General features: G+C 38.3%; 21 protein-coding genes and 1 pseudogene. 11 read left to right on the forward strand and 11 right to left on the reverse strand.

The genetic code is table 11. The features are described from left to right. Positions 1-688 precede the first annotated feature (688 nt). The gene (gene lnt, locus A9996_RS10290; RefSeq protein WP_066434226.1) at positions 689-2,278 is read right to left on the reverse strand and encodes an apolipoprotein N-acyltransferase; all 1,590 of its coding nucleotides are present in this window, start codon (positions 2,276-2,278) and stop codon (positions 689-691) included. Positions 2,279-2,417: 139 nt separating this feature from the next. Further along, positions 2,418-3,488 (reverse strand): putative type IX sorting system protein PorV2, encoded by a 1,071-nt coding sequence (locus tag A9996_RS10295; protein WP_066434374.1) that lies wholly within the window; start codon positions 3,486-3,488, stop codon positions 2,418-2,420. A 410-nt stretch (positions 3,489-3,898) separates the two neighbouring features. Between A9996_RS10295 and A9996_RS10300 the strand changes: the two genes are divergently transcribed. From A9996_RS10300 to A9996_RS10310, 3 genes and pseudogenes are all read left to right on the forward strand, one after another. Further along, on the forward strand, positions 3,899-4,657 hold the full coding sequence (locus tag A9996_RS10300) for a CDP-alcohol phosphatidyltransferase family protein (RefSeq protein WP_066434230.1): 759 nt from the start codon (positions 3,899-3,901) through the stop codon (positions 4,655-4,657). A gap of 55 nt (positions 4,658-4,712) precedes the next feature. Then, a pseudogene (locus tag A9996_RS10305) lies at positions 4,713-5,589 on the forward strand (DUF808 domain-containing protein). 357 nt (positions 5,590-5,946) lie between these two features. Further along, complete coding sequence (locus A9996_RS10310) at positions 5,947-6,192, forward strand: hypothetical protein (RefSeq protein WP_066434233.1); 246 nt, start codon at positions 5,947-5,949, stop codon at positions 6,190-6,192. A gap of 300 nt (positions 6,193-6,492) precedes the next feature. Here the strand turns inward: A9996_RS10310 and lptB are convergent, their stop codons facing one another. The 5 genes from lptB to A9996_RS10335 are packed head-to-tail and all read right to left on the reverse strand — an operon-like array spanning position 6,493 to position 10,197. Continuing rightward, positions 6,493-7,233: an LPS export ABC transporter ATP-binding protein gene (lptB, locus tag A9996_RS10315; protein ID WP_066434237.1), complete on the reverse strand. Its 741-nt coding sequence runs from the start codon at positions 7,231-7,233 to the stop codon at positions 6,493-6,495. Between the two features lie 12 nt (positions 7,234-7,245). Continuing rightward, positions 7,246-8,055: a glycosyltransferase gene (locus tag A9996_RS10320; RefSeq protein ID WP_066434240.1), complete on the reverse strand. Its 810-nt coding sequence runs from the start codon at positions 8,053-8,055 to the stop codon at positions 7,246-7,248. A gap of 9 nt (positions 8,056-8,064) precedes the next feature. After that, on the reverse strand, positions 8,065-8,415 hold the full coding sequence (locus tag A9996_RS10325; RefSeq protein WP_066434244.1) for a carboxymuconolactone decarboxylase family protein: 351 nt from the start codon (positions 8,413-8,415) through the stop codon (positions 8,065-8,067). Continuing rightward, positions 8,408-9,232: a twin-arginine translocase subunit TatC gene (gene tatC, locus A9996_RS10330; RefSeq protein WP_066434250.1), complete on the reverse strand. Its 825-nt coding sequence runs from the start codon at positions 9,230-9,232 to the stop codon at positions 8,408-8,410. Before tatC ends, A9996_RS10325 begins: the two co-directional genes overlap by 8 nt. Beyond that, entirely contained in the window at positions 9,232-10,197 is a 966-nt protein-coding gene (locus tag A9996_RS10335; protein ID WP_066434254.1) for a KpsF/GutQ family sugar-phosphate isomerase, read from the reverse strand. Before A9996_RS10335 ends, tatC begins: the two co-directional genes overlap by 1 nt. A gap of 87 nt (positions 10,198-10,284) precedes the next feature. Between A9996_RS10335 and A9996_RS10340 the strand changes: the two genes are divergently transcribed. Then, positions 10,285-12,486 carry an ATP-dependent DNA helicase RecQ gene (locus tag A9996_RS10340; protein WP_066434257.1) on the forward strand — a complete coding sequence of 734 codons (2,202 nt, stop codon included), beginning with the start codon at positions 10,285-10,287 and terminating at the stop codon, positions 12,484-12,486. A gap of 185 nt (positions 12,487-12,671) precedes the next feature. Here A9996_RS10340 and A9996_RS10345 read toward each other — a convergent pair whose 3' ends face one another. After that, positions 12,672-13,178, reverse strand: a complete 507-nt coding sequence (locus A9996_RS10345) for a hypothetical protein (RefSeq protein WP_066434259.1) — start codon at positions 13,176-13,178, stop codon at positions 12,672-12,674. A 152-nt stretch (positions 13,179-13,330) separates the two neighbouring features. Here A9996_RS10345 and lplA point away from each other — a divergent pair, with 152 nt between their 5' ends. Continuing rightward, positions 13,331-14,332: a lipoate--protein ligase gene (gene lplA, locus A9996_RS10350; protein ID WP_066434261.1), complete on the forward strand. Its 1,002-nt coding sequence runs from the start codon at positions 13,331-13,333 to the stop codon at positions 14,330-14,332. Between the two features lie 122 nt (positions 14,333-14,454). Here the strand turns inward: lplA and azu are convergent, their stop codons facing one another. Further along, positions 14,455-14,967 (reverse strand): azurin, encoded by a 513-nt coding sequence (gene azu, locus A9996_RS10355; RefSeq protein WP_066434264.1) that lies wholly within the window; start codon positions 14,965-14,967, stop codon positions 14,455-14,457. Between the two features lie 355 nt (positions 14,968-15,322). Between azu and A9996_RS10360 the strand changes: the two genes are divergently transcribed. After that, the gene (locus tag A9996_RS10360) at positions 15,323-16,255 is read left to right on the forward strand and encodes a peptidylprolyl isomerase (RefSeq protein WP_066434267.1); all 933 of its coding nucleotides are present in this window, start codon (positions 15,323-15,325) and stop codon (positions 16,253-16,255) included. 145 nt (positions 16,256-16,400) lie between these two features. On the opposite strand, the gene A9996_RS10365 is transcribed toward A9996_RS10360, so the two are convergent. Together A9996_RS10365 and A9996_RS10370 are read right to left on the reverse strand one after the other, a co-directional pair. Beyond that, positions 16,401-16,637 carry a hypothetical protein gene (locus tag A9996_RS10365; protein ID WP_066434270.1) on the reverse strand — a complete coding sequence of 79 codons (237 nt, stop codon included), beginning with the start codon at positions 16,635-16,637 and terminating at the stop codon, positions 16,401-16,403. Further along, positions 16,630-17,085 (reverse strand): SRPBCC family protein, encoded by a 456-nt coding sequence (locus A9996_RS10370; RefSeq protein WP_066434377.1) that lies wholly within the window; start codon positions 17,083-17,085, stop codon positions 16,630-16,632. Before A9996_RS10370 ends, A9996_RS10365 begins: the two co-directional genes overlap by 8 nt. A gap of 351 nt (positions 17,086-17,436) precedes the next feature. Between A9996_RS10370 and A9996_RS10375 the strand changes: the two genes are divergently transcribed. From A9996_RS10375 to A9996_RS10395, 5 genes are all read left to right on the forward strand, one after another. Then, positions 17,437-19,383 carry a peptidylprolyl isomerase gene (locus A9996_RS10375; RefSeq protein WP_066434271.1) on the forward strand — a complete coding sequence of 649 codons (1,947 nt, stop codon included), beginning with the start codon at positions 17,437-17,439 and terminating at the stop codon, positions 19,381-19,383. Next, positions 19,380-20,234, forward strand: a complete 855-nt coding sequence (locus tag A9996_RS10380; RefSeq protein WP_317047107.1) for a peptidyl-prolyl cis-trans isomerase — start codon at positions 19,380-19,382, stop codon at positions 20,232-20,234. Before A9996_RS10375 ends, A9996_RS10380 begins: the two co-directional genes overlap by 4 nt. Then, on the forward strand, positions 20,218-21,648 hold the full coding sequence (locus A9996_RS10385; RefSeq protein ID WP_245905276.1) for a peptidylprolyl isomerase: 1,431 nt from the start codon (positions 20,218-20,220) through the stop codon (positions 21,646-21,648). Before A9996_RS10380 ends, A9996_RS10385 begins: the two co-directional genes overlap by 17 nt. 4 nt (positions 21,649-21,652) lie before the next feature. Further along, positions 21,653-22,606, forward strand: coding sequence for an AAA family ATPase (locus tag A9996_RS10390; protein ID WP_066434273.1), 954 nt, complete (start codon positions 21,653-21,655; stop codon positions 22,604-22,606). Between the two features lie 315 nt (positions 22,607-22,921). Continuing rightward, positions 22,922-25,186, forward strand: a complete 2,265-nt coding sequence (locus A9996_RS10395; RefSeq protein ID WP_066434281.1) for an aconitate hydratase — start codon at positions 22,922-22,924, stop codon at positions 25,184-25,186. Positions 25,187-25,225 lie beyond the last annotated feature (39 nt).

Consider the following 25,225-nt stretch of genomic DNA (forward strand, 5'->3'; position numbering starts at 1 on the left):
GTTAAGCTTTTGACTGAAGAGTGCACATCTCGTTTTGAGTAACGAATAACGAATAACGAATAACGAATAACGAATAACGAATAACGAATAACGAAGTTTGAATTGTGAAGTTGGTGAGATTAGTCTGGAAGCTAGAAGTTGGAAGCTAGAAGAAGGAAGCTAGAAGTTGGAAGCAAGAAGCTGGAAGATTGAGAGTATACGAGTGAAGCTTACAATTTTTGTAAATGATTTATACGGATTATTCTGCGCTAATCTGCGTTATCTGCGGGAGGATTTTAATTATTACAGTTAAGCTTTTGACTGAAGAGTGCACATCTCGTTTTGAGTAACGAATAACGAATAACGAATAACGAATAACGAATATCGAATAACGAATAACGAATAACGAATAACGAAGTTTGAATTGTGAAGTTGGTGAGATTAGTCTGGAAGCTAGAAGATGGAAGCTAGAAGTTGGAAGCTGGAAGTTAGAAGTTAGATGTTAGAAGATAGAAGCAAGAAGATAGAAGCTAGAAGCTGGAAGCTAGAAGAAGGAAGCTAGAAGTTAAATGTTAGAAGATTTCCAGGCGAATTGATGATTGACTGATCAGAGCAAATAAAAAGACTCCTGTCTCTCGGATTACGCTGATTTTTGCAGAAAGTATCAACTGGAGGCTACTACTACAGAACTACAAACCACAAATTATTCCTAAGAGATTTTAGACTTTCTGAACATGGTGATTAGAAAGACAAAGATTGCGATAAAGATCGCTATTCGTGCTATATAGTCGCCGGCCCAGGTGTAAAAGGTCATTTTATCATTTGTTGTTAGGGTTCCTGATAATGCCCCTTGGGTGCCATAGGCTAATGATGATGTGATGTCGCCTTTGGCATTTATGAAGGCAGAGATTCCTGTGTTTGCACTCCTGACAATATCCCGGCGGGTTTCTATAGCTCTCAAACGCGCATAACTTAAGTGTTGTTTGTGACCTTGGGTTTCGCCCCACCACGCATCATTGGTAACGATGGCTAACACCGTAGCACCGTTTCTGACATACCCGGTTACAAACTCGCCATAAACAGATTCATAACAAATAATAGGCCCAACCTTCAAATTGGGGTTTTCTGTCACAAAAACACTACGCGCGTCTTGCGTAGTTTTCATTGCTAAGGTGCCGCCCAAATCAATCATAAAATCGCCTATAAGTGGTTTTATAATATCCTTATAAGGTAAAGTTTCAACACCTACAACCAATTTTGATTTGTGGTAGAGTTGAATACTATCACTGGTGTTGAGCATCATGGCCGAATTATAGTCATCATACCAAAAACCGCTGCTATGGTAATTGGATTGTTCTTTTATTTGTGAAGCATCAGTAATGAAATTTATAAATGAGATGCCGGTAAGGATGTTGAGGTTGGGGTGTTTAGAAATATACAGATCGAGTTTTCGTTTAAAATACGCATCTTTCAGCTGGCTGATTTTTACATTATCTGCAAAGACCGTTTCTGGCGCCACAACAAGGTCGGTGTGTTCTGTAATCTCATTATTTGTCAGCTGTAACAATAAATCGGCTATAGCTTCATTGGGCACATTGTACTTCTCAGAATAGGGATCAATGTTGGGCTGTAACGCAATCACATTAATTTGTTCTCCCTCAGTTGTGTAGGTGTAATAAAGGGTTAAAGAAAAAATTATCGGCAAGCAAACCACACAGAGGATAATGATGCCGTCCTTTTTTAGGTTTTTTACAGATTTTTCAAACTGATATTTGATGATGAGTTTATAAATGAGAATGTTGACAATCCATACCCATAAGGTGCCACCAAAAGTGCCTGTATATTCATACCATTGGATCCAGGTGAAATATTCTGAAAACCCGTTACCCAAATTCAGCCACGGCCACGAAAAATCCCATCCCAAATGGAGCTTTTCAAAAGACATCCATAAACACATCAAAAACAGCAAACTAATAGTCGATTTTGCCCGTTTGGCAACACTGTGGTATAGCACCATCAAAAGAGCCATTAATAGCGAATTCACCAAGATGGCAAAACTGGCTCCAAACACGTCAGCATATTGCAGCCAATTTGTGGTGATGAAATTCCAGATGACAAAGGAGACATAACTGTATCCGAAAACGGTCCATTTTTTCCAGCGTATTTGAGAAATTCTGAGGTCTCGTTCTACCAATAAAATTGGGACAAATCCTATAAAAAGTAAGACGGGAAAACCATAGGTGGGCCAACCAAATGCTAAAAGTAATCCTGAAAGTACCGCTAAAAGTAAGTGTTTCATGGGGTGAATTTACAAACTAATTTGTTATTGTGCGAGAAATGAACCAAGGCCGTTTTATGATTTACGATTTTTGATTCCTGAAAAGTAGAATATTGTGGCGATTAGAATTTAATAGAACAACAATTAATTAAAGGTGGTACTATCGGAACACACTGAAATCTAATTTTAAGGAAAACACGTTGGAGTAGAGGGCCGCACTTTGATCGCCAATATCGGTAAACGCATAATCAATTTGAATGCCCCTGTATTTGAAACCAACACCAAAATTGGGTTGAAAGGTTAAACTTTCAGAGCTATCGAGTTGGAGCTCATTTTGAAAATTCCCGACACCTGCTCTTAAAAAAACCAAATCGGTATACCCGAATTCAAACCCTAAAGAGGGCGTGACACTTGCAAAGGAGTTGGAGATGATATCATTATTTTGCTCAAAACGGACATTGAGGTCCAAAGCGGTTACTAGGGAATAATCATAGTGAAATATAAACTTTTTGGACATGCCCAACTGCAATTTAGGGATGGTCAATTCTGTAGATTCCGGTACTTCCTGATTTTGGCCTTCCACAGCGTCTTCAATGGCAGCCAACTTGTCCTTGTCAAAAGACCACGCATTAAATGTGGTGGTAATATCTCTTGCCATCAAGCCAAACTTCCAATCATTTTGTGATTGAAACTGAATGCCTAAATCGAGACCAAATCCCCAAGAGGAAGCAAAATCTCCAATAATCCGGCGGATGACCTTCGCATTCACTCCATAACTAAAACCATCCAAAGGAATTTTTCGCGCATAGGAAAACGTGAGTCCATAATCGGCGGTGGAGAAGAGGCTGATTCGATCATAATTAATAGTGCCCTGATCATCAATTAATTGGGTAGTATCGAGGATGTCATCAACGCCAAATCTGATCAAAGACAAACCAATGGCACTTCTATCATCTAAAGGCATTGCAAAGGCCGCATAATTATAGTTGGCAATATTGGCAAAATAACTGGAGTGCATCAATGCGATTTGATTGTCTTCAATACCCGTCAATCCCGCAGGATTCCAATACCCAGAATTCACATCGGCCGATTGGGATACCACGGCATTGCTCATCCCCAACGCTGCGGCATCAACGCCTATATTCATAAACTCATTGGAGTATTTACGAGCGGTTTGTCCATAAACAACGATGGTCAGCAGGAAAGATGCAACAAAGATATTCGTTTTCAACAGCAAAATTTTTACAAAGATGCACAATATTTTTGTTAGTGAAACTCTGTTTTGAAAAGTTACGACGAAGTACTTTAGTGCCTCTCGCTCAATCTTCTGAAAATTTTGAAACAAATTTCACCGATTTTCACTGATTCACCAATTGCTTAAAATAAGGGTGTATATCGTTACTGTAAATTTCGCTAATGCAAAAGACTTTCAGTCTGTTTTAAAATACCATTGTCACACTTTAGTCTATAGTTGTTAGTTAAACTTCAAAATGGCATTACATATTGTGTCCTGCGTTATTTGAAGCAACAGCAACAATTACATTTTATCAGCTTTTACTTTTTAATAAAATAAGTTTTCAATATTGGTCACTATACATATTCTTATAAAAATAGTTTGCTATTTTTACACAAACTTATACTATGGCTCTCAAAAGACACCTTCCCAATATCATCACCCTGCTCAATTTATTTTGTGGCAGCATTGCGGTTTTATTTGCCGTTCAAAATAATTTTGTTGCCGCAGCACTCTTTGTGTTTTTAGGAATTTTCTTTGATTTTTTTGATGGTCTCGTGGCTAGAAAATTGAATGTACAGAGTCCGCTGGGTCTCCAATTGGATTCTTTGGCCGATATGGTGACTAGCGGATTGGTGCCCGGAATTGTCATGTTTAAACTGCTGACTCTAGCGACCAATGCTTCTACCAGCTTTAGATTGGGTGATGCTTGGGATAGCAGCATGAATTGGATCTCCATACAATTTTCGCCGATAGCATTGATAGGCCTTTTGATCACCTTAGCTTCGGCTTACCGATTGGCAAAATTTAACCTTGACGAGGATCAGCAGTCTTCTTTTACAGGATTGCCAACCCCGGCCAATGCGTTATTGATCCTTTCCTTGCCTTTAATTATGGAGTTTCAAAATAGCAATGCCATAAATGCGATCATCCTGAACCCTTGGTTTTTGGTTGCCATGACATTGTTGAGCTGTTACATGCTAAATGCAAACATTAAACTTTTTGCCTTGAAATTTAAGGACTGGGGATTTAAAAACAATGCCGTCCGTTATATTTTTATTGTCATGTGTGCCATCTTTATTGTACTTTTTAAATTCTTGGCCATACCCATTATCATCGTTTTTTATGTGTTGTTATCCTTATTTTCCAAATCTTTAAGCAAATAGAATTACAATCACTTTTAGCAATTTCTATTCATTTCATTAAAATAATTATAACGACATGGCCTCAGGATTTTTTGCACTTTTAGATGATATAGGAACACTTATGGATGACGTGGCCTCAATGGCTAAAATATCCACAAAAAAAACAGCCGGAATTTTGGGTGATGACCTCGCGGTTAATGACGGAAAAAGCCTCCGGTTTTGTGGCCTCTCGAGAAATTCCTGTATTGTGGGCCATTACGAAGGGTTCATTTATCAACAAAATTATTATTTTGCCCATTGCTTTTTTATTGAGTGCTTTTTTACCAGTGGCTGTAACGGTTGTGCTGATATTAGGCGGAATTTATTTGGCTTATGAAGGTGCTGAGAAGCTATATGAATATATCGTGCCGCACAAACATGCGACTGAGAACGTACAAACCGAGGGTCTTAGCGAAGCAGATATTTTGGAAATTGAAAAGTCAAAAATTAAATCGGCTATCATTACTGATTTTATCCTCTCTGTAGAAATTGTCATTATCGCCCTTGGCAGTGTTGTTGGTCTACCACTTTTAAATCAAGTTTTGGTGGTGACCATTGTCGCGCTTATCGCCACGGTTGGTGTGTACGGCATTGTTGCTTTAATTGTCAGAATGGACGATTTTGGTTTCAGGTTGATCCAAATGAATGAAAAGGACAAAAGTATCTCTGACTTTTTTGGCCACCTATTGGTCAACGGCTTGCCATGGGTCATCAAGAGTTTGGGGGTTATTGGTACTATTGCTTTATTGTTGGTAGCAGGAGGTATATTTGCTCATAATCTGGAATTTTTGCACCACTTTTTGGAGACTTGGCCATCTATTCTCAAAGAGTTTCTTTTGGGCATTGTGTTTGGTTTCGTGGCCTTACTGGTTTTTAATGGGGTTAAGAAGTTGATTGGGTTGGTTAGGAAGTGAGTTTAAAGTGTTGTTGGTGGAAAACACCAACAACGGCATTAAGGGTTTAAATTAGTTTTCTATACGTGTTGATGAAACGCCAATGTTGGTGTTTTTCACCAACAGTTTACTCCTTGTTTAAATTAAGTTAACAGGTAGCTTTTATCTTTGGGTTGTCGTTAGTAATGGTAATTTTTAGAGAGAGTGTTGTTGGTGGAAAACACCAACAACGGCAGAAGTAGCCCTGATTTATAGAGAGAGAGAGTTGTAGGTGGAAAACACCAGCAACGGCATAAGATTTTGATTTTTTTTATTTAGGTATCTACGCCAAAGCCAGAATCTAAGATAGAATTTTCATAAATTAGTCAAAAGAATATCATGGAGACAATTAAATTAAGAAAAAAGCTCATAAAACAATTTGAAGTTATTCTCAAGGATGAAGCAAAACTTCACGCCTTAGAAGGTCTTTTGGATGCTCTTAATTCTGGTCAGGGACTTTCAAATGTTCCCAATGCTCATTATGATCTCATACATGAAACGCGGAAGGAATATCTTAATAAAGATTGCGAAGGTAAGAGTTGGGAGGACGTAAAGCAAAGCTTGATCGTCAAATATGGGTTATAATTTAATTATTCTTCCGCTTGCTCAGCAAGAAATCGGCTACGCGATAAACTGTATGAACTCAAGCAAAAAGGACTAGGAGGTGAATTCATAACCTATCTTGATAACTATTTATTAACACTTAGAGCGGGAGGAGCGATTTTTAAAATCAGAAAGTATCCCTATTTTAGAGAGTTGCCATTAAAGAAATTTCCGTTTGTGATTATTTACGAAATAAGGGATAATGATATCTTAATCTATTCAGTCTTCAACACCCATCAAAATCCAACCAAGAAATTGGATTAACAAAAGCAGGTTGGGCCACTAAAAAAAGAGTTTCTTTTTACGCAATTCAAAATTCTGGCCCAAATATACTTTACGTACCATTTCATCTTCAGCCAATTCTTCTGGTTTTCCGGCTTTTAAAATATTGCCCTCAAACATCAAGTAAGTTCTGTCCGTAATGGCCAAGGTTTCCTGCACATTGTGGTCGGTGATCAGGATGCCAATATTCTTTTTGGTCAGTTGCGCCACAATACGTTGAATGTCTTCTACAGCAACGGGATCTACACCCGCAAAAGGTTCATCTAATAATATAAAGTTAGGATTTGTGGCCAAAGCGCGTGCAATTTCCGTACGTCTGCGTTCACCCCCTGATAATAAATCGCCTCTACTTTTTCTGATATGCCCCAATCCAAATTCTTCTATTAGAGACTCCATCTTATCCTGCTGTTCTTTTTTTGACAATTTTGTCATTTGGAGTACGCTCAAGATATTGTCCTCAATACTCAATTTTCTGAACACAGAAGCTTCTTGTGCCAAATAGCCAATTCCATTTTGGGCACGTTTGTACATGGGGTATTTGGTAATTTCTTTATTGTCAAGATAAATGTTGCCCCCATTAGGTTTGATCAAGCCTACGATCATGTAAAAAGAGGTGGTTTTTCCCGCTCCATTTGGTCCAAGCAAACCTACAATCTCTCCTTGATTAACTTCTAAGGAGACATTTTTAACCACTTGACGCCCACTGTAGGACTTCATTAAATTTGATGCACTTAGCTTCATTGATTTTGTTTATTAGAGCAAACTTACAATTTTTAATTTTATTAAAACACGTTTAAAGAAACTCCAAATCGTGCTTAAACGTATTGCAAACTCTGATTTTAACTTAGTTTTAGGGTTGCCAAAATTATTTGCACAAAAATCATTTGTTTCAGGAAAGTTTAATTTTTCAGCATTTGAGATGTTTTGATCGTGGATGACCTGCATCCAGAGCGGTTGGGTGTTTAAGATGACATGTTGTGTATCATGCCACTCTAAGTGCGGTCTGCTCAAAATCGTTTGAAAATTATCACAGTATTCTACAAAACTCAAAAACGGATTATACGCCACATTCATGATCCTGACCACATCGCTTTTTTTACCAGGAATGAATTGAAAGCCTCTAACGGCATCAACAATAAAAGGGTCTTGTGATTTAAAAGCTCTCTGAATAGTTTCTATGAATGACTTATGCAGGGCATCATCATTATCCATACGTGTAGTGATGATATGAGTGTCAGAAGACGTTAAGTACAATTTGATTTCCGCTGTTAGGACGTCAATAATATTTGTAGATGCTGAGAGATAGAGCGGCTTGAAATTTGGATAGGAGTGTGATATTTCAGACACTTTAGTTTTGAAAACATCTGGTGTTTCAGAGTCAAAACAGACCAACCATTTAAAATTCTGATTGGTCTGTTGAGTTACTGACGGCAGACAATAGGTGTTGAAAAGCTCAAATCGGTTTTTTAGCCATGCTTCAGACACCACAGGTTCCCCCTTTTTAGTAGTTTGCCACTCCTCAAGTTTGAGATTAAAGCGAGTGATTAAAAAATGTTGAAACATTTGAGAATCTTATGACTGTTGCTCAAGGGCCTCCCAAAATTCATAAGCTCTGCGAAGGTGTGGAACCACAATAGTACCACCTACCAGGGTAGCAATCCCTAAGGCTTCATTGATTTCTGCTTTAGTAAGTCCATGTTTGTAGCTGGTTTCTAAATGGTATTTAATACAATCATCACATCGTAATACCGCAGAAGCCACTAAACCTAAAAGCTCTTTGGTTTTAACATCCAGCGCACCTTCCGCGTAAGCGTTGGTATCTAAATTGAAAATACGCTTGATAATTTTGTTGTTGTCATCACCCAAAATTTTTGCGTTCATTTTGGTGCGATAGTCATTAAATTCTTTGACAGTATCAGACATGTTTCTTATTTTTTCGTTTCTGATTTCTGACCACTATGGCAGAAATGTAAATGCTTATTTGGTATAATATAAGAATAGGAATGGCCACAATAACCTGACTCGCAATATCTGGAGGTGTGATGACTGCAGAGATAATCAGGACGCCTACCAATGCATATTTTCTGTATTTTTTAAGAAATTCTGGGGTAACCAATCCGATTTTGGTCAAGAAATAAATGATGATGGGCAGCTCGAACACCAGGCCTGCAGCTATAGATGACGATCGGACAAGACTAATATAGGAACTGATATCAAATTGATTGGTGACTTCACTACTGACAGAATAGGTGCCTAAAAAGTTTATGGATAATGGGGTGATGACATAATAGCCAAACAAGACGCCCAAAAAGAATAATAAAGAGGAAATAATGATAAATCCGCGTGAACTTTGTCGTTCGTTATCCAACAAGCCGGGGCTGACAAAAAGCCATACCTGGTAGATGATATAAGGGAATGCAATAATGAATCCAGCATAGATGGAGGTCCAAATATCGGCAGAGAATTGCCCTCCCATTGTTCTACTTTGAATGGTAAATGGAAAGGATTCTGCGCAAAATGTAGAATCGACACGTAAAAAGGTTGACAATTTGCACAAGTACTTATAAGTGGGGAAATCCATACTCTTCGGCCCAAAAATAATGTTATCAAAAATCCATCGAGAAAAAATGAATGCCACAAGTCCTGCAATAACAATACTTAGGGTGATACGGATGAGATGCCAGCGTAAATCTTCAAGATGATCTAAAAAGGACATCTCATTGGAGGGTTTTTTTGCCATTATATGATACCTTCTTTAATGAGGTTATGAATATGCACTACACCAGCATATTTACCATCATGTTCTACTAAAAGTTGTGAGATTCCATTATTTTCCATAAGTTCTAGGGCATCGACAGCCATTGCGTTTTCATCAATCCGTTTTGGGTTGGAACTCATAATATCTTTTGCCGTGAGGTGGATAAATGCATCATTCTTGGTCAGCATGCGTCTCAGATCGCCATCTGTAATAATGCCTATAATTTTATCATCTTCAACTACTGCGGTTACGCCCAACATTTTCTCAGAAATCTCAACAATTATCTGCTTAACATTGGTGGTCAAATTTACTTTTGGTTTTTCATTGACTGAAGACAAATCGCTAACTCTCAAATATAAGCGTTTTCCCAAAGCGCCTCCAGGGTGGTATTTGGCAAAATCCTTACTTGAAAAACCTCTTAATTCCAGCAGGCAAATTGCAAGCGCGTCGCCTATAACCAACTGGGCGGTAGTACTTGTGGTAGGTGCTAAATTATGGGGACAAGCTTCATGTTCAACGTAAGCATTTAAAATATAATCGGCTTGTTGCCCTAAAAAGGACTTGATGTTTCCTGTAATGGCAACCATTTTATTATTGGCATTTTTTATTAAAGGCACCAAGACTTTGATTTCTGGAGTATTCCCGCTTTTAGAGATGCAAATCACCACATCATCCTGCAAAATGAGGCCGAGGTCACCATGTATGGCATCTGCTGCATGCATAAAAACTGCAGGAGTGCCGGTGGAGTTTAGGGTGGCCACAATTTTATTGGCAATAATGGCACTTTTCCCGATTCCTGTAATAATTACCCTTCCTTTAGAGTTGTAAATGAGTTCTACTGCGTTGGAAAAATCGTCAGTCAATAAATTGGCAAGGTTTGAAATTGCTGAACTCTCTAAGTCGATGGTTTTTTTTGCGGTACTTAGAATAGAATTTTTAATATTCAAAATTTATTGATTTTTGGGTTTGATGCATATAAAGAAATTAGTATCTTTAATCCTATGCAAATGTATATAAAATACTAATAGGGATTAATGAACAAAGAAGAAATTGACTTACATGCATCGCTAAAAAAATACTTCGGATTTTCTAAATTCAAGGGTCTTCAGGAAAGCGTTATAAAAAGCCTAGTATCAGGAGACAACACATTCGTTATCATGCCAACCGGTGGTGGGAAATCATTATGTTATCAGTTGCCAGCGTTGATTGAAGAGGGGACAGCCATCATTGTATCTCCGCTTATTGCGTTGATGAAAAACCAGGTAGATGCGATTAGAGCGGTGTCCCAACATGACGGTGTTGCCCATGTTTTGAACTCTTCTCTGAATAAAACCGAAATAAAACAGGTTAAAGAAGATATTAAAAGCGGAATCACAAAACTACTTTATGTGGCTCCAGAATCGTTGACCAAAGAAGAAAATGTTGAGTTTTTGAGATCTGTCACCATTTCTTTTATGGCGGTTGATGAGGCCCATTGTATAAGTGAGTGGGGGCACGATTTTAGGCCAGAATATAGAAATCTCAGACATATTATTAAGCGTATTGGGGACAATATTCCCATTATCGGATTGACCGCCACTGCGACCCCTAAGGTTCAGGAGGACATTCTTAAAAGTTTGGATATTACAGATGCCAATACCTTTAAGGCGTCTTTTAACAGACCCAATCTTTATTACGAAGTCCGTCCAAAAACGAAAAATGTAGATGCTGACATCATCAGATTTGTGAAACTAAACGAAGGCAAGTCAGGTATTATTTATTGTTTGAGTCGTAAACGTGTAGAAGAATTGGCGCAAGTACTCCAAGTAAATGGGATAAAAGCGGTGCCTTACCATGCAGGATTGGATGCCAAAACTAGGGTGAAGCATCAAGATATGTTTTTGATGGAGGATGTAGATGTGGTGGTGGCTACTATCGCGTTTGGAATGGGGATTGATAAGCCAGATGTCCGCTTTGTGATCCATCATGATATTCCAAAAAGTATAGAAAGCTATTATCAAGAAACAGGTCGAGCAGGACGTGATGGGGGTGAAGGCCACTGTTTGGCGTTCTATGCCTATAAGGATATTGAGAAACTAGAGAAATTTATGTCTGGTAAACCTGTTGCAGAACAGGAAATAGGGCACGCGCTATTGCAGGAAGTGGTGGCTTTTGCAGAAAGTTCATTATCAAGACGTCGATTTATTCTTCATTATTTTGGGGAAGAGTTCGACAATGAAACCGGTGAAGGCGGTGATATGGATGACAATGTCCGTTATCCTAAAAAACAGCACGAAGCACAAGATAATGTTGTGGTGCTTTTGGATACTGTGGAGCGCACAAATGATAAATACAAGTCTAAGGATCTGGTACACGTGATCACTGGAAAGTCAAATGCCCTGATTGCATCCCATAAAACTGATACAATGCCATTTTTTGGTAATGGTCAGGACAAGGACAAACGCTATTGGATGGCCCTGATTCGTCAGGTATTGGTGGCGGGATTGCTTAAAAAAGATATTGAAACTTACGGCGTGTTGCGGTTGACCGATGGTGGGAAGGAATTCTTGAAATTGCCGCGATCTTTTAAAATGTCTGAAGACCACGTGTTTGATGAAACCACAGATGATAGCATTATTACGGCATCCAAGGGTGAAGGTGCTGTTGCTGATGAACGTCTTATGGCGATGTTGAAAGACCTCAGAAAACGCAATGCGAAAAAATTGAGTGTGCCGCCATTTGTGATATTTCAGGACCCTTCTTTAGAAGATATGGCGCTCAAATACCCAGTTACCATAGAGGAACTGGGCAATGTCCATGGCGTTGGCGATGGGAAAGCGAAAAAATACGGCCAAGACTTTGTTGGACTTATTGCCCAATATGTTGAAGAGAATGATATTATTAGGCCAGACGATTTGGTAGTTAAAAGTACCGGAAGCAATTCCGCTTTAAAGCTGTATATCATTCAGAATATTGACCGTAAATTGCCTTTGGATGATATTGCTTCTGCCAAAGGTATGAACATGAAGGATTTTATTAAAGAAATGGAGGCCATCGTGTTTTCTGGGACGAAATTGAATATTAATTATTGGATTGATGATATTCTTGATGAAGATCAACAAGAAGAAATCCACGATTATTTTATGGAATCCAATACCGATAAAATTGATGTGGCCATAGACGAATTTGACGGCGACTATGATGATGAAGAGTTGCGTTTGTACCGCATTAAATTTATTAGTGATGTTGCTAATTAATTTTTCCCGGCTTCGAAAAAGCCGCAAACGGGCAAGTGGTCTTCAGTCATCGGTCTTCAGTCATCAGTCATCGGTCATCGGTCATCGGTCTTCAGTCATATGTCCTCTGTCCTCTGTCTTCCCGCCTTCTCTAAAGCTACGGACGGGCAGGCGGTCAGCCCAAGGCCTATAGGATTAATAAACATTTATTCTCCTTCCAATGGTTCCGCTTCATCAGTTAATCCGGCATTTGTCAAGCCCTCATCATAGCCGCCTTCTATAATTGAAAATTCTATCCGGTTCTTTTTAGAGCTAAGCGTCATGCTTTCAATACTTGCTTTAGTAATTTTAGAAACATCCGCGCTATCAATTTCAAAATCGATGCGTGTAATACTGCGGTGAGAACCATTTGAAGTTTCTGATTGCAGTTCCACCATATCCGATTGTAGTTCTAGTTTAAAATCATTGCCATTTACAAGCAATGTTGCGCCGTTAAAAGTATTGATCTGAAACGTGCCAATAATAATGGTTTTGAAGTAGTGGTATCCTGCCAGTTCGCTCAATCCGGCGTACATCACATTGGTTTTGGAGATGGCAAACGGCACCCCTTCTACATCATTGATAATGTCTTCCGTATAGGTATCCGTCTGCGACTCATCAATGGTTTTTGTAGCACCAAGAGTGGCACGGAGCTTCTTTAATGAGAATTTCATGGCTTTCAATTTTTGTAAAACTAACCTTATATGATAGAACTACCAAATTCCAAATTTTAAATAACAAATACCAAATTCTCAATTCATTGGCAGCGTGCATTCTTCGTAACTGGTAAACAATTAGTTAGCTTTGTGTAAAACCTAGCAATACCATGATTTTTATAGAAAACGAAGGCCAAACCAATCCGAAGTTAAACCTGGCTTTGGAAGAGTATATCTTACGGAATTTTAGCGCTGATAATGATTATTTGCTGTTCTATATTAATGAGCCATCTATCATCATTGGTCGCAACCAAAACACTTTAGAAGAAATTAACCAAAACTATGTGGAGGAAAAGAAGATTCATATTGTGAGACGTGTGTCAGGCGGCGGAGCTGTCTATCACGATTTTGGAAATCTGAATTTTAGCTTTATCACTGACCACGATGGAAAGAGCCTCAATAATTTCAAAAAATTTACCGCGCCAGTCATCAAAGTCTTGAATAATTTAGGCCTTAATGCTGAATTGAAAGGAAGGAACGATATACAGGTTGATGATAAGAAAATTTCTGGAACCGCACAGTTTTCTACAGGCAAACGGATGGTAAGTCACGGAACACTATTATTGGATACAGATTTGGGTGAAGTTGTCAATGCGCTCAACGTAAAAATGAGTAAAATTCAATCTAAAGGACATAAATCGGTGCGTAGCCGTGTGGCCAATATTTCCGAATTTTTAAAAGAGCCTCTAAAGATTGAAGAATTCCGACAATTGGTGTTGGAAGGACTTTATGAAGAAAGCGAACCCTTTGAAACCTATCATTTATCGGATGCAGAATGGCAAGGCGTCCATCAATTGAAAACGGAAAAATATGAGAATTGGGATTGGAACTATGGCCGATCACCAAAATTTAACATACAGCGCAGCAAGCGTTTTCCTGTGGGTGAAATAGATCTGCGAATTTTTGTTGAGAAAGGCTATATTAAAGATTTCAAAATCTTTGGAGATTTTTTTGGAAAAGAACCGGTAGAACGTATAGAACAATTGCTTACAGATGAACGTTATGAACGCACCACTGTTTCAGAAGTATTAAAGAATGTTGAGTTAAGTGACTACTTTGGGGAAATTTCGGAAGAAGATTTTATTGATTTGATTTATGGAGATGATGAGTGAATAGGGTTTGTAGTTTAAGGTCTGGAATTTGTTGATCAATTTTATGATTAGTATCGGGAGTTTAGTTCTAAAAAAAAGCCGTAATATAAATTACGACTTTATAAGCTGAAAATAAGTTGATCTTATTCAACAATAAACTTACCATTCATTAAGGCGTAATGGCCTGGAAAAGTACACATAAATGTATAAGTTCCTGCTGCCGGCGCTTCAAATTCTATCGTGACGCTTTCGCCTCCCCCTAGCATTTTAGTATACACAATAATCTTATCTGACATATCTTCAGGGATATAATCGTTATCTGCAGCAGCAGCAGCAGCCTGACCTACGGCAGCCATATCAGCATCTTGTGTAAGCAAAGCCCAGTTGTGGCCCATGACTGCTTTATCCATTTTACCTACATGCGTTAACGTAAGTTTTACTGTCTGACCCGCTTTAACCCGAATCTCGTCTTTATTGAATTTCATTTGATCGTTACCCTCAATGCTTACAACAGCCACCTTGGAGTCAGTTGCTTCTGCTGGAGCAGTTTTCTCCTCCATTTGGGTACTGATATTTAATTCTGGTTTTTCTTCTTTCTTGCTTTCGCCACAGCTAAATGCTACGGCAGCTAAACATACTACGACTAATTTTTTCATATTGTGTAAATTTTTAGATGTTCACTAATTACTGTAAAATTAAGGGCTATTTTCAGCACTGCAAAATCATTCACATCATTTTTTCAAAATATTTTAAAAGTGACACTGCATATGATTTCAGGATACGGTTTTTGTGATGAATGGGCATGAAATAGAATGATAACCAATCCGTTGCATCGTTTTTTACCTTTCTTTGGAAAGTACGACCCAACTTGATGAAATTAAAATGGCAGCACCCAGCCATATTCCAATCCATCTCATGAAAGCTATCACCTACAGATGGTAAATTGGAATTGGTAAATCATTTTTCCTAAGCAATTCGTATCTTTACAACTTCAAATTAAAAACAAAAACAATGCAAGACGGCTTATATGCGAAATTCATCACCAATAAAGGTGATATTTTGGTGAATTTAGAATACAAAAGAACCCCGGGTACAGTTGGCAATTTTGTGGCTTTGGCAGAAGGGAATTTAGAGAACTCTGTAAAACCACAAGGTAAACCTTATTATGATGGTTTGAAATTTCATCGTGTGATTCCTGATTTTATGGTTCAAGGCGGTTGTCCGCAAGGCACAGGAACAGGAGATCCAGGCTATAAATTTGACGATGAGTTTCATCAAGATTTGAGACATGCCGCTCCAGGCGTTTTGTCAATGGCCAATTCAGGTCCAGGATCTAATGGAAGTCAATTTTTTATCACTCATATTGCAACGCCATGGTTAGATGACAAACATACTGTTTTCGGGAATGTGGTTGAAGGACAGGATGTGGTTGATGCTATTGTTCAAGGTGATAAGATTGAGAAGGTGGAGATTGTCAGAAATGGGTCAGAAGCTGAAGATTTTAATGCCGTTGAGGCGTTCAGAACTTTTGAAGGTTCACGAGAACAACTTATTGCTGAAGCGCGCCAAGCGAACGACGCTGAACTCGATAAATTAGCTGCTGGTTTTGAACAAACAAAGAGCGGTTTGCGATATAAAATTCTTCAAAAAGGAAACGGGAAGTCTGCAGAAAAAGGCCAGATGGTTTCAGTACATTATAAAGGCCAATTGGCTGATGGTACGGTTTTCGATTCGTCCTACAAACGCAATCAACCTTTAGATTTTCAGGTAGGTGTTGGTCAGGTCATTTCTGGATGGGATGAAGGTATTTGCTTATTAAACATTGGTGATAAAGCGCGACTGGTCATTCCTAGTGATTTAGGATATGGCGCACAAGGTGCAGGTGGCGTGATTCCTCCAAACGCTATTTTGGTGTTTGATGTGGAATTGATGGCAGTCAAATAATTGCTATGATATGTAAAATGTAAAACGCAACTCAAAAGGTTGCGTTTTTTTATGCGGTTGTTCCATTGTTTCAAACAAATTTATTAAAACCAATTTATGGCGCAATAATGATGCTGTTTATGAAAAATGGACTTTGATATTTTATTTACTCGGAATACACCTCGCCGCGATGCGGTTTTAAAGCATCTCTCAAAGGCTTCATCTGCGCTTCAGGGACTACTAAAAAGGCAATGGCGTGGAACTCACTCAAAGCTTCAAAACCGGTTGGGATGTCCTGATAATTTTCAATTTCTATAAATTCTTTAAGATGGATAGCATGATGTTCAGCTATCTTTATACCGTCCGGACCTTTAAAGTCCCAAATCAATTTGAGTTTACGCATCAGCAACGGAAATTCCATTTTCGACAAAGTTCTTAAAATCTTTCATGTATCGCAACGTTTGTTTCTTGAATGTTCTTGGCATGACCCAAAGTTTTAAGTGCATCCTAAAATTTAAAGGAAAAAATTCATTGATGCTCGTCCATTGGGTTTGGTTTTCGGACGTTGCCTTAAAAAAGTTTTCTTGAATGTTGTCTGCGCCATCTGTTGTGTAGGTGGCATACCACTCATGAGGTAAATTTTTATGCGTTATGGTTTCAATGACTGATATGGGCCGTTTTCGGAGGGTATAGTGCATTTTCATTTTTGCACAAAATTCTCCAGGAGTTCCAGAAATGTGCTCAATAGTCGTCAAGCCGCGTTGCCAATGTTTCATGTTTTCTGAATTGGCGAATGTTTTCATACATTCGTCCAATGGCATCTCGATTACTATGTCAAGTGTATATTTCATAAATAACATAAAGATTTGTGTGGTATGGTCTTCGCAAAGATAAGGTTGACTGACAAAACAATTGATCTCTTAGAGTTTAAAAGCTTAAAAGAACTGCTCAGATGCTATAGGCGTAACATCTTCCATTATTAAACTATAAAACTGGATCTCAATGGGTCGCTTTTTTTTCTAAATCATCTTTTTAAATACTAAATTTAGAGATGCGCCGTTTGACAAAAGCAACTTGTTTAATACACTAATTATATTATTTTTGCAACCATTGCCAACCACATTTAATTAAAAAGATGAGGCTGTTCTTTCTAAACACGATAGGAATGCCATATCTTAATCTAAAGATATCAAAATAGCATCATGAAAGTATATGTCAGTTTACTAGTGCTTTTGCTCACTGCCTTTGCAAATGCACAAATGTCATCAAAAGATGTGTTGTTTACCGTTGATGGCGAGCCTATAAAGGCCGAAGAATTTATTAGGGTTTACAACAAAAATTTGGACCTGGTCAAGGATGAAAGCCAGAAGGATATTGATGGTTACCTTAATCTATTTATCAATTACCAGCTAAAGATCAAAGAAGCAAAACGTCTGGGATTGGATAATGATCCAAGTTATATTAAGGAGTTTTCTGGTTATAAAGACCAATTGGTTAAAAATTATTTGTCAGATTCAAAAGTTACCGAGGCCCTAATGAAAGAAGCCTATGATAGAATGGGTTATGACTTGAAAGCGTCACACATTTTGATCCGTATGGAGGAAAGTGAAACAGACACCTTAAAAGTGTATCAAGATTTGATGGACTTAAGAGACCGTGTTATAACAGAAGGGTTTGATCAAGTGAAAGCTGAGGTTCACGATGGTCAAAATGTTTTTGCTGAAAATTTGGGATATTTTTCAGCCTTCAAAATGGTTTATGAGTTCGAAAACGCAGCCTACAATACGAAAGTTGGAGATGTCTCAAAACCTTTCAGAACACGGTTTGGGTACCATATTGTGAACGTTGAGGATAAGCGTTCCTCATTAGGCGAGGTGACTGTGGCGCATATTATGGTAACCGCTAAAGAAAACGATAGTCTAATAGATCCTGAAAAGCGAATCAACGAACTCTATAAAAAGATTTCCCAAGGTGAGAATTTTGAATCTTTGGCAAAGCAGTTTTCTGATGATAAAAGTTCGGCCAACAATGGTGGCGAATTGGGCGCATTTTCAAGTGGGCAATTGAGTGCTCCAGAATTTGAGGCTGTTGCTTTTGGATTAAAGACTGTGGACGACATCTCAAAACCGTTCAAAACAAATTATGGTTGGCATATTGTGAAGTTATTGGATAAAAAAGGCATACCTCCATATGAAGACGTGAAGTATGATATTGAGAACAAAATAAAGCGCGACTCGCGTTCTAAACTTATTAACACCACATTGGCAAATGATTTGAGAACAACCTATCAGGTCACAATCAACCCCAAAGCTAAGGCTTATTTTGAGTCTATCCTTAACCCTGATTTTTTCTCAAGTGCTTGGCTATTGCCTAAAGATTTTAAAAATGAGCAGACTTTAGTGACTGTTCAAAATGAAACCATTACTTACGGAGACTTTGGAAATCACTTAATGAGTATCCAAAAAGTTTATGCCGGTAAAACAATGCCGTTTAAAACTATTATTGAAAAGGAGTACAACGGATTTGAGGAAGATGCTCTTTTAGCCTATCATGAAGAACATTTGGAATTTGAAAATGAAGAATTTGGACAGATTTTGAAAGAGTACAGAGATGGTCTCTTACTTTTTGACCTGATGGAAAAGGAAGTTTGGAATGCTGCCGCTTTAGACAGTGTAGGTCTGCAAAACCATTATAACACGCACAAAGATGATTATGTTTGGGAAGATCGTGTAGACGTGATCATTGCTACCTCGGCGAAAGAGGATGCTATCAAAACTGTTGAGAAACTCCTCAAAAAAGGAAAATCATCTGAGGCCATTAGCGAAGCATTGAACACAGATCAAGAACAAAAGGTGATCTTTACCAAAGGGATAAAACCATTGGATTATCAAGGGTTTCCCAAGGATGCGGTTGTAAAGAAAGGACTTTCTAAGGTGTATCAATACAATGATGCCTACCATATTATTAAAGTAGAAGCCATGCTACCCAAAACCAACAAAACCTTTGAGGAGGCAAAAGGTAAAGTTATCAGTGATTATCAAAACACTTTGGAAAAAAATTGGTTGAATGAACTGAATCAACGTTATGAAGTAAAGGTGATTGATGCTGTTCTTCAAGACGTTAAATTTCAAATTAAACAAGAAAATTGATTAAACACACGGTTTTTATAATATTGGGTTGTTGTTTTTTAGTCTCCTGTGATTTTTTCAAGCAGACTGATGACAGAACCCCAGTTGCTAGAGTAGGAGACTCTTATCTCTATGAAGAAGATGTTGAAGATTTAGTGGCAGAAGGAACTTCTGTAGAAGACAGCACGCTTTTGGTCAATGGGTTTATAACACGATGGGCCACACAACTCTTATTGGTTGATGGAGCCAAAAGAAATTTACCAGAAGATTTGCAAAATGATTTTAATAAATTGGTCAATCAGTATCAAAATGACCTGTTTACCAGAGCCTATGTAGAAGCCTTGGTGAAGCGAAGTATAGATACCACTGTGTCGTTGTCTGAAGCCCAAAATGTATATGATAACAACAAAGAATCCTTTAAGCTTAATGAGGAGTTGATAAAATTAAGATATATCAACCTGTCCCAAAATGCAATCAATAGGGACGAGATTGAAAAACGCTTTAAAAGATTTAATGAAAAGGACAAGCGTTATCTTGACTCTTTGGATATTCAATTCAAGTCGTTTTCCTTAAATGATTCCATTTGGATCAAGGCTTCCCAAGTGGTCCAAAAAATCCCGGTGGTCAATGCTGATAACAAAAAAGAACTGTTAAAAATATCTAATTTTATACAGCTCAAAGATTCATTAGACCTATATTTGATCCAAATTAATGAGGTTTTACAGCAAAACGAATATGCACCATTAGAATATGTGAAACCTACAGTGAATCAAATCATAATCAATCGAAGAAAATTAGAACTCATCAAACAATTTGAAAAAGATATTACAAGAGATGCCATCAAAAACAACCAATTTGAAATTTACAACTAAGCTTAAGTTCATCTTAACATTATTTGTCCTACTAACTTATACTTTTAGCCCTGCCCAAGAAATCATTATTGACAAGGTCATAGAAAAGGAAATTGTCAAGGATACCTCTACTCAAAAACGTGTAAAAATTGACGGTGTTGTCGCCGTTGTGGGAGATTATATTGTTTTAGACTCCGATCTTGATAAACAATTAGCCCAATTGGAAGCCTCTGGGGTTTCTAAATCTGACTTGCCTAATCGCTGCCAATTGTTCGGAAAGTTATTGGAAGATAAATTGTATGCCCATCACGCTATCCAGGACAGTATTGTGGTAAATGATATAGAGGTGCGGTCTCAAATAGATCAACAGTTCAGTTATATTTTAGAGCAAATGGATGGCAATATGGATAAAATGCTCAAATTTTATAATAAAGATTCTGAACAAAGTCTGCGTGACGAGATGTTTGAAATCAATAAAAGCCAGCAGTTAGCAAGCAAGATGAAGGAGAAAATTGTTGACGAAATTGAAGTAACTCCAGAAGAAGTAAGACAATATTTTAATGATATCCCTAAAGAGGAGCGTCCATATTTTGGAACAGAGTTAAAGGTTGCTCAAATTGTCATAATCCCCAAAATTGCTCAGGAAGAAAAGCAAAAGGTGATTGACAGACTTAAAGAATTTAAGGCAGACGTTGTAGAACGTGGCGCTAGTTTCACGTCTAAAGTGGTTTTGTATACTGATGATGTGGCCTCTCGAAAAACAGGAGGGTTGTACACCTTGAATAGAAAACGTCCACAGATGGTAAAAGAGTTTAGAGATGTGGCTTTCGCCATGCAGGAAGGTGAAATTTCAGACCCTTTTGAATCAGATTTTGGATACCATATTATTTATTTGGAAAAAATTAGAGGACAGGAATATGATGTACGTCATATTTTGCTGCGTCCAGAAGTCACCCAGAAAGCGATAACTGAGGCAAAGGAAACAATGGATTTGGTACGAAAGCGAATTGTTGACGGCGAAATTACATTCAAGCAAGCGGCAAGAGAATTTAGTGATGAAGACGAAACTCGTAATGACGGTGGCCAACTGATCAATCCGAGAACTCAAGACTACAGTTTTGAACTGACTAAAATGGATCCAGAGCTCTATACGCAAATTGAAAGTTTGAAAGATAATGAAGTCACCTTAGTGCTTCAAGATGAAGACCGCATCAATCCCATCAAATTTAAAATCATGACCGTGACTGATAGAATTAATGAGCATGAGGCTGATTTTGCTAAAGATTACCTCAAAATTAAAAATCTGACAGAACAGGATAAGCAATTTAAAGCCATCGAAAAATGGGTCAATGAGAAAATCACGGATACCTATATCAATATTAATGGCGAGTATAGAGAATGTGACTTTAACAGTAACTGGTTAAAAAAGGAATAAAGATATGTCAGATGTTGCTGCCGTAGAACTATTTGTAAAAAAATATAAAGCTTTAAAGAGTGAGGTTGCCAAAGTTATTGTAGGACAGGATGCCGTGGTTAACCAAATTCTGATTTCTATTTTTTCTGGCGGACATGCACTGTTGATTGGCGTTCCCGGATTAGCAAAAACCTTAATGGTCAATACCATCGCCCAAGCTTTGGGTCTCGATTTTAAGCGCATCCAATTCACACCAGATTTAATGCCAAGTGATATTCTTGGGAGTGAAATTTTGGATGAAAACAGACAGTTTAAATTTATAAAAGGTCCCATTTTTGGCAATATTATTTTGGCTGATGAGATCAATAGAACACCTCCAAAAACCCAAGCAGCCTTACTGGAAGCTATGCAAGAGCGTTCTGTAACAGTTGCAGGACAGCATTATCAGTTGAGTTTGCCTTATTTTGTATTGGCCACCCAAAATCCAATTGAGCAGGAAGGAACGTATCCTTTACCAGAAGCACAGTTGGACCGTTTTATGTTTGCCATCACCTTAGAATATCCTTCTTTTGCGGAAGAGGTGCAAGTGGTCAAAGCCACCACCTCCGATTTAAAACCGACCGTCAATCCACTGTTCTCAGCTCAGGAAATTATCGAGTTCCAAAACCTGATCCGTCGTATTCCAGTAGCAGATAATGTTATTGAGTATGCGGTAACTATGGTGAGTAAAACGCGTCCTAAAGAAGCATTAGCTTCAGCCTTGGTTAAAGAATTTGTTGACTGGGGAGCAGGTCCAAGAGCGTCACAAAATCTTATCCTAGCGGCCAAAACGCACGCCGTTATCAACGGTAAATTTTCACCAGATATTGAAAATGTCCAAGCAGTAGCGAGCGGTATTCTTCGTCACAGAATCATCAAGAATTATAAGGCAGAAGCTGAAGGTATTTCTGATGAGCAGATTATAAAGAGTTTGTTTTAAATCTTCCTTTAAATGGCTTTCTTGGTCTTCATCTATGGAAATGCTAGTACTATCGCAATAGAAATCTGAGATAAAATTAACACGGTATATCCTTCTATGTGATTTTTTTGAAGCTGCTATATTGTTAATTTAATATTTTATCAATTACTATTTTATCAAATTCCTTATTTGGAGCTCAATAAATCTGTATTCATTGAATTATCTTCAATGCTTTTTTGATTTCATTACATATTTTTAAAAGTCTTTGAAATTTTGTAATTTTGCATACCCTGAAACTTCAGGAATCGAATAAACATCAACCTTAAAATATAGTCTATGGCATTTGATATTGACATGATTAAAAAAGTTTACAAAACTATGCCTGAGCGTGTGGACAAAGCGCGCGAAATAGTTGGTAAGCCTTTAACTTTATCTGAAAAGATTTTATACGCCCATCTGTGGGATGGAGAACCGACAACAGCTTTTAAAAGAGGGAAGGATTATGTAGATTTTGCTCCAGACCGTATTGCGTGCCAAGATGCTACAGCTCAAATGGCCTTGCTTCAGTTTATGCAGGCAGGGAAACCTAAAGTTGCGGTACCTACAACGGTGCATTGTGACCATTTAATTCAAGCAAAACAAGGTGCAGTACCTGATTTAAAGCGAGCCAATGAAACTAGTAGTGAAGTTTTTGACTTTTTGGCATCGGTATCTAATAAATATGGTATCGGTTTCTGGAAGCCAGGAGCAGGGATTATTCACCAAGTAGTTTTAGAAAATTATGCATTTCCAGGCGGAATGATGATCGGGACCGATTCCCACACTGTTAACGCAGGTGGATTGGGCATGGTTGCCATTGGTGTTGGTGGTGCAGATGCTGTTGACGTGATGGCCGGAATGGCTTGGGAGTTGAAATTTCCTAAGCTTATAGGGGTGAGACTGACCGGAAGCCTTAGTGGCTGGACGGCTTCAAAAGATGTCATCTTAAAAGTGGCTGGTATTTTGACCGTTAAGGGTGGTACTGGTGCCATTGTAGAATATTTTGGACCTGGTGCGAAAAATTTATCGTGTACAGGTAAAGGTACCATTTGTAATATGGGTGCCGAAATTGGTGCAACCACTTCAACTTTTGGTTACGACGATTCTATGGAGCGCTTTTTAAGAGCTACAGACCGATCTGATATTGCTGATGAAGCCAATAAAATTCGTGAGTACTTAACTGGCGATGCTGAAGTATACGAGAATCCAGAGCAGTATTTTGATGAAGTTATTGAAATCAATTTAGATACGTTACGTCCGCATTTAAACGGTCCATTTACGCCAGATTTGGCAACTCCTGTTGGCGAGCTTGGAAAACTGGCCAGAGAAAAAGGATGGCCAATTAAGGTCGATTGGGGTTTGATAGGCTCATGTACCAACTCTTCTTATGAAGATTTAACGCGTGCTGCTTCCATTGCGAAACAGGCCGTAGATAAAAAAATAAAGCCAAAATCTGATTTCGGGATCAATCCAGGTTCAGAGCAAATCCGTTTCACAGCAGAACGTGATGGCATTTTAAAAGTATTTGAAGATTTAAATGCAACTATTTTCACTAATGCTTGCGGACCATGTATTGGGCAGTGGGATAGAAGTGATTTGAAAGGTGAAGAGAAAAACACGATTGTACATTCATTCAACCGTAATTTCTCAAAACGTGCTGATGGAAATCCAAATACGCATGCGTTTGTAGGATCGCCAGAAATGGTGGCCGCAATTGCCATTTCAGGTCGTTTGGATTTTGATCCTATGAATGATACGTTGATCAATGAAGATGGACAAGAGGTAAAATTGGATATCCCACAAGGTATTGAATTGCCTCCAAGAGGTTTTGACGTAGAAGATGCAGGATACGTTGAGCCGGTTAAAGATGGCAGCCATATCGATGTGTCTGTTAGTCCAACTTCAGAACGTTTACAATTATTGACACCATTTAAACCTTTAGGAGACACTATTAAGGGTGCAAAACTACTGATCAAAGCTTTCGGGAAATGTACTACAGACCATATCTCAATGGCTGGACCGTGGTTACGTTACAGAGGACATTTAGATAATATTTCTAACAATATGCTTATTGGAGCCGTCAATGCTTTTGGTAAGAAAACTAATTTTGTCAAAAACCAATTGACTGGCGAGTATGGTGGTGTTCCTGATGTAGCGAGAGCTTACAAAGCAAAAGGCATCCCTACGCTTGTTGTGGGCGACCATAATTACGGCGAGGGCTCTTCACGTGAGCACGCTGCGATGGAACCGAGACATTTGGGCGTTGCTGCTGTATTGGTGAAATCATTCGCGCGTATCCATGAAACAAACCTCAAAAAGCAAGGGATGTTAGGGTTGACATTTAACACTGAAAGTGATTATGATTTAATCCAAGAAGATGATACCATCAATTTCTTAGATCTGGATCAATTTGCGCCAGACAAACCGTTGACTATCGAGTTTGTACATGCTGATGGTAGCAAAAATGTGATCATCGCAAACCATACTTACAATCAAGCACAAATTGATTGGTATAATGAAGGGTCTGCGTTGAATTTGATTAAAAGACAAAACGCGTCCTAATTGTAGAACGTAACTAATTTAATAAAACTCCCGATAGCT

Source organism: Gelidibacter algens (assembly GCF_001678675.1).
Lineage (GTDB): Bacteria > Bacteroidota > Bacteroidia > Flavobacteriales > Flavobacteriaceae > Gelidibacter > Gelidibacter algens.

Coding starts and splice junctions, on each gene's coding strand:
- lnt (WP_066434226.1), bottom strand. CDS start 2,278: ATGAAACACTTACTTTTAGCGGTACTTTCAGGATTACTTTTAGCATTT.
- A9996_RS10300 (WP_066434230.1), top strand. CDS start 3,899: ATGGCTCTCAAAAGACACCTTCCCAATATCATCACCCTGCTCAATTTA.
- A9996_RS10310 (WP_066434233.1), top strand. CDS start 5,947: ATGGAGACAATTAAATTAAGAAAAAAGCTCATAAAACAATTTGAAGTT.
- lptB (WP_066434237.1), bottom strand. CDS start 7,233: ATGAAGCTAAGTGCATCAAATTTAATGAAGTCCTACAGTGGGCGTCAA.
- A9996_RS10320 (WP_066434240.1), bottom strand. CDS start 8,055: ATGTTTCAACATTTTTTAATCACTCGCTTTAATCTCAAACTTGAGGAG.
- A9996_RS10325 (WP_066434244.1), bottom strand. CDS start 8,415: ATGTCTGATACTGTCAAAGAATTTAATGACTATCGCACCAAAATGAAC.
- tatC (WP_066434250.1), bottom strand. CDS start 9,232: ATGGCAAAAAAACCCTCCAATGAGATGTCCTTTTTAGATCATCTTGAA.
- A9996_RS10340 (WP_066434257.1), top strand. CDS start 10,285: ATGAACAAAGAAGAAATTGACTTACATGCATCGCTAAAAAAATACTTC.
- A9996_RS10345 (WP_066434259.1), bottom strand. CDS start 13,178: ATGAAATTCTCATTAAAGAAGCTCCGTGCCACTCTTGGTGCTACAAAA.
- lplA (WP_066434261.1), top strand. CDS start 13,331: ATGATTTTTATAGAAAACGAAGGCCAAACCAATCCGAAGTTAAACCTG.
- azu (WP_066434264.1), bottom strand. CDS start 14,967: ATGAAAAAATTAGTCGTAGTATGTTTAGCTGCCGTAGCATTTAGCTGT.
- A9996_RS10360 (WP_066434267.1), top strand. CDS start 15,323: ATGCAAGACGGCTTATATGCGAAATTCATCACCAATAAAGGTGATATT.
- A9996_RS10365 (WP_066434270.1), bottom strand. CDS start 16,637: ATGCGTAAACTCAAATTGATTTGGGACTTTAAAGGTCCGGACGGTATA.
- A9996_RS10370 (WP_066434377.1), bottom strand. CDS start 17,085: ATGAAATATACACTTGACATAGTAATCGAGATGCCATTGGACGAATGT.
- A9996_RS10375 (WP_066434271.1), top strand. CDS start 17,437: ATGAAAGTATATGTCAGTTTACTAGTGCTTTTGCTCACTGCCTTTGCA.
- A9996_RS10390 (WP_066434273.1), top strand. CDS start 21,653: ATGTCAGATGTTGCTGCCGTAGAACTATTTGTAAAAAAATATAAAGCT.
- A9996_RS10395 (WP_066434281.1), top strand. CDS start 22,922: ATGGCATTTGATATTGACATGATTAAAAAAGTTTACAAAACTATGCCT.